At 67.9% G+C, this 3,981-nt stretch carries 5 protein-coding genes and 1 pseudogene; 3 read left to right on the top strand and 3 right to left on the bottom strand.

What is annotated here, in order from left to right:
* From ACQKDV_RS14920 to wrbA, 3 genes and pseudogenes are all read right to left on the bottom strand, one after another.
* Nucleotides 1-70 (bottom strand): annotated as a pseudogene (locus tag ACQKDV_RS14920) (asparaginase domain-containing protein); the annotation flags it as partial.
* A 79-nt stretch (nucleotides 71-149) separates the two neighbouring features.
* Entirely contained in the window at nucleotides 150-485 is a 336-nt protein-coding gene (locus ACQKDV_RS14915; protein WP_427784710.1) for a DUF2069 domain-containing protein, read from the bottom strand.
* Nucleotides 482-1,075: an NAD(P)H:quinone oxidoreductase gene (gene wrbA, locus ACQKDV_RS14910; protein ID WP_427784708.1), complete on the bottom strand. Its 594-nt coding sequence runs from the start codon at nucleotides 1,073-1,075 to the stop codon at nucleotides 482-484. Before wrbA ends, ACQKDV_RS14915 begins: the two co-directional genes overlap by 4 nt.
* Nucleotides 1,076-1,152: 77 nt before the next feature.
* Here wrbA and ACQKDV_RS14905 point away from each other — a divergent pair, with 77 nt between their 5' ends.
* The 3 genes from ACQKDV_RS14905 to ppk2 all read left to right on the top strand — a co-directional run bounded on the left by ACQKDV_RS14905 (nucleotide 1,153) and on the right by ppk2 (nucleotide 3,937).
* A complete protein-coding gene (locus tag ACQKDV_RS14905; RefSeq protein ID WP_427784706.1) occupies nucleotides 1,153-2,427 on the top strand; it encodes a YihY family inner membrane protein in 1,275 nt (424 codons plus the stop codon).
* On the top strand, nucleotides 2,424-2,996 hold the full coding sequence (locus ACQKDV_RS14900) for a TlpA family protein disulfide reductase (RefSeq protein WP_427784704.1): 573 nt from the start codon (nucleotides 2,424-2,426) through the stop codon (nucleotides 2,994-2,996). Before ACQKDV_RS14905 ends, ACQKDV_RS14900 begins: the two co-directional genes overlap by 4 nt.
* A 158-nt stretch (nucleotides 2,997-3,154) precedes the next feature.
* Nucleotides 3,155-3,937 carry a polyphosphate kinase 2 gene (gene ppk2, locus ACQKDV_RS14895; protein WP_427784702.1) on the top strand — a complete coding sequence of 261 codons (783 nt, stop codon included), beginning with the start codon at nucleotides 3,155-3,157 and terminating at the stop codon, nucleotides 3,935-3,937.
* The last annotated feature ends 44 nt before the right edge of the window (nucleotides 3,938-3,981 follow it).

Here is a 3,981-nt window from a genome sequence, read left to right as displayed (position 1 = left end):
AGTCCGACTTGTCGTCGAAGTAGATCTTGTCGATCGTGCCACCGGTGGTGACGACCAGAAGCTCTTCCATCATGTGCATGCGCGAAACCAAGGCAGGTACAGCGGCGCGGGGCCGGGGACACAGATGATAAAGCCCGGCGGCGGCAGCGTCAGCGTCGCTTGCTGAAGCGGGCGCGCAGCCCCGGCAGGCTGGCGGCGAAGATCACCAGCAGGGCGAGCGCAATCTCGATCAGCGCCAGCCAGCGGGTTTCCGGGTGGCTCCAAGCGCTCATCACGCCATGGCTGAACCAGCCCAGGGCCAGCACCGAGGCCCAGAAGCCGGCCTTGCGCCAGCCCAGCCGCAGGGCGATGGCCAGCGCCAGCGGCGGCGCGGTGAACACCAGCTGGGTGGCCAGCCAGTGCTTGTCATTGATGAACCAGCCTGCGAACAGCGCGGCCAGCCCCATCAGGGCCAGCAGCAGGACCGTGCGCGGCGCGCTGTTCATCGGGCCAGCCGTTGTGCGATGTCGGCCACCCGGCGGCCCAGCGCGCGGGCCAGCACGGCCTCGTCGTCGGTGGGCTGCGGGTCGTCGGCGGCACCGGCGACGTGGCTGGCGCCATAGGGCGTGCCGCCACTGGTGGTGTGGCTCAGCGCCGGCTCGGTGAAGGGAATGCCGACGATCACGCAGCCGTGGTGCAGCAGCGGTACCTGCATCGACAGCAGGGTCGATTCCTGGCCGCCATGCATCGAGGCGGTCGAGGTGAACACACCGGCCGGCTTGCCCGACAGGGTGCCGTTGACCCACTCGGCGCCCAGGCCATCGAGGAAATGCTTGACCGGCGCGGCCATGTTGCCGAAGCGGGTGGGGCTGCCCAGCAGCACGCCCTGGCAGTCGGCCAGGTCCTGCACGCTCACGTAGGGCGCGCCGTCATCGGGTACCGGCGGCTGCGCGGTCTGGGTCACCGCGGCCACCGGCGGCACCGTGCGCAGCCGCGCGGACATGCCCGGCACCTCGCCGATGCCTCGCGCGATCTGGCGTGCCAGCCGTGCCACCGAACCGCCCCGGCTGTAGTACAGCACCAGAATCTCGCCCATCGCGTGCAGGTCTCCTCATCGTGTGGATGCCAGTATGGCTATCCTGCATCGATTCCGCATCGGGTACGCTTGCGCCGATGGAACCTCTGGATACGCTCAACCTGTGGATGGAGCGCGCGCGGGATCGCGCACGGGCCGCCAGCTTCGGTCGCTTCCTCTGGCGCCGCTTCCTCGACGACCGCCTGTTCCAGGCAGCCGCGGCGCTGGCCTACACCACCGTGTTCGCGCTGGTGCCGCTGGCGATCGTGGTCTTCGGCGTGCTGTCGGCGTTCCCGGTGTTCGATCGCTGGAGCGACCAGCTCAGCGACTACGTGTTCTCCAACTTCGTACCCAGCGCCGCCCGCGCGGCCGAGGGCTACCTGCGGCAGTTCTCGGCCAGTGCCGGCCAGCTCACCGCCGCCGGCTTCATCGCCCTGGTGGTTTCGCTGCTGATCACCCTCAACAGCGTCGAAGAGACCTTCAACCAGATCTGGCGGGTGGGCAGCACGCGGCCCAAGCTGACCCGCTTCCTGGTCTACTGGACCGTACTGACCCTGGGCGCGATGCTCGCGGCCGCGTCGCTGGCGGTGTCGGCGCGGGTGTTCGCGATGCCCCTGTTCGGCACCCAGGAAGGGCGCTGGCTGGCCGATCTGTCGCTGCGGCTTGCACCGGTGCTGATCGAGTTCGTCTGCATCATGCTGATGTTCCGCGTGGTACCTCACCACACGGTGAAGTGGCGGCACGCGATTCCCGGCGCGGTGCTGGCCGCGGTGCTGCTGGAGCTGATCAAGTGGGGCATTGGGGCCTACCTGGGCAGCTTCCAGTCCTACCAGAAGCTCTACGGCACGGTGGCCTTCGTACCGATCCTGCTGCTGTGGATCTACCTGTGCTGGGTGGCGGTGCTGCTGGGCGCCTCGCTGGCCTCGTCGATGGCCGCCTTCCGCTACCAGCCGGTGGAGTTGCGCCTGCCGCAGGGCTTCGAGTTCTACGGCCTGCTGCGCCTGCTTGGACGCTTCCACTACGCACGCGGCAAAGGCCGCGGCCTGGCCGACGATGAGATCCTGCGGCTGGAGCCGATGCTGACCGATTCACTGCTGCAGGATCTGGCCTGCAACCTGCAGGAGATCGGCCTGCTGCGCCGCGACGAGCGCGGCGAATGGCTGCTGGCACGCGACCTGGACCAGGTCAGCCTGGCCGATCTGTACGAATGCACCCAGTTGCGCATCCCGGTGTCCGAGCAGCATCTGCCGTACCGCGATGACAGCCTGGGCCAGGCCGCGCTGGCCGCCCTGGACGAACTTCGCCTGCCGCTGCGCGAGCGCCTGAAGCGCCGTGTCAGCGACATCTACCCTGATTCCGGAGAAAAACCATGATCCGCTCGCCCCTGTTGAAGGCCCTGCCGCTTGCCCTGCTGCTGGCCCTGGCCGCCTGCAAGCCCGCGCAGGAGCCGGCCCCGGCCAGCAGCGCACCGCCGGCCCAGGCACCGGCGCCGGTGGCCCCGGCGGCTGTGGACGAGAATCCGGCCGAGCGCACCACCGCCGAGGTCCCGACCCTGAAGATGAAGGCCATCGACGGCAGCGAGTACGACCTGGCCGCGCACCGTGGCAAGTGGGTGGTGGTGAACTTCTGGGCGACCTGGTGTGCGCCGTGCCGCAAGGAGATGCCGGAGCTGTCGGCGCTGCACGCGATGCGCAGCAACATCGAAGTGGTGGGCCTGGCCTACGAGGACATCGAGACGCCGGCGATGCAGGCGTTCCTGGCCAAGCACCCGGTGACCTATCCGATCGTGGTGGTCGATCCGTTCGATCCGCCGGCCGACTTCGCCATCCCGCGCGGCCTGCCGCTGACCCACCTGATCGATCCGAAGGGCAAGGTCGCGCACACGTTCCTGGGCCCGGTCACCGCTGCCGAGATCGAACAGCAGATCGCGGCGCCCCGGTAGAGTCGACCGTTGGTCGACTGTTCCTCAACCCGGCCGCAAAAACCCGCGCTGCGCGCGATCGTTGACCAACGACCGACTTTCCTCCGCTCTACCCGGCGTCAACACCGCGTGGGCAACCGCTGCGCTACGCTCGGCGCTCCCTCCCGTGTGGTGCTCCGATGGGCAAGCTCAAGCGCAAGGAATACGACGAACTGCTGCAGCCGCTGCAGCTGGAACTGACCGCGATGGCACGCTGGGTCCAGCACAGCGGGCAGCGCCTGCTGGTGCTGTTCGAAGGTCGCGACACAGCCGGCAAGGGCGGCGCAATCCAGGCCGTCAGCCAGCACCTCAACCCGCGCCAGTGCCGGGTGGTGGCGCTGCCGAAGCCGACCGACCGCGAATCCACCCAGTGGTACTTCCAGCGCTATGCCAGCCACCTGCCCGCGGCCGGCGAGATCGTGCTGATGGACCGCAGCTGGTACAACCGCGCCGGCGTGGAACGGGTGATGGGCTACTGCAGCGAGAGCGAGTACCAGCAGTTCCTGCACCAGGCTCCGGTGTTCGAGCAGTTGTTGGTGGACGATGGCATCCTGCTGTTCAAGTACTGGCTGTGCGTGGACCAGGCACAGCAGGAAAAGCGCTTCGAGGAGCGCCACAGCGATCCGTTGAAGGGCTGGAAGCTGACACCGGTGGATCTGAAATCGCGCAGCAAGTACAGCGCCTATACCGAGGCCCGCGAAGCGATGCTGCGCGCCACCCATCGCGATGCGGCGCCGTGGACGCTGGTGGATTTCAACGACCAGCGGCTGGGGCGGCTGTCGCTGGTGCGTAATCTGCTGGATCGTTTGCCGGATACGCGGGTGGATGAGCCGGTGCTGGATCTGCCGAAGTTGAAGGGCAAGCTGCATGTGGAGCATTACGACGTGCTGCGGCCGATCGAGGATTTTCCCGTGAAGGATTGAGCGGACCCGTCAGGGCCGGGTTCAACCCCCGACATTGGCGGCAA

This window comes from Stenotrophomonas sp. NPDC077659 (assembly GCF_050268705.1).
In the GTDB taxonomy this organism is placed as follows: domain Bacteria; phylum Pseudomonadota; class Gammaproteobacteria; order Xanthomonadales; family Xanthomonadaceae; genus Stenotrophomonas.
This window is presented reverse-complemented; position numbering and strand designations above follow the sequence as displayed.

Bases quoted from the DNA above. Each gene is read 5' to 3' on its own strand.
- ACQKDV_RS14915 (WP_427784710.1), bottom strand. From the start codon at position 485: ATGAACAGCGCGCCGCGCACGGTCCTGCTGCTGGCCCTGATGGGGCTG.
- wrbA (WP_427784708.1), bottom strand. From the start codon at position 1,075: ATGGGCGAGATTCTGGTGCTGTACTACAGCCGGGGCGGTTCGGTGGCA.
- ACQKDV_RS14905 (WP_427784706.1), top strand. From the start codon at position 1,153: ATGGAACCTCTGGATACGCTCAACCTGTGGATGGAGCGCGCGCGGGAT.
- ACQKDV_RS14900 (WP_427784704.1), top strand. From the start codon at position 2,424: ATGATCCGCTCGCCCCTGTTGAAGGCCCTGCCGCTTGCCCTGCTGCTG.
- ppk2 (WP_427784702.1), top strand. From the start codon at position 3,155: ATGGGCAAGCTCAAGCGCAAGGAATACGACGAACTGCTGCAGCCGCTG.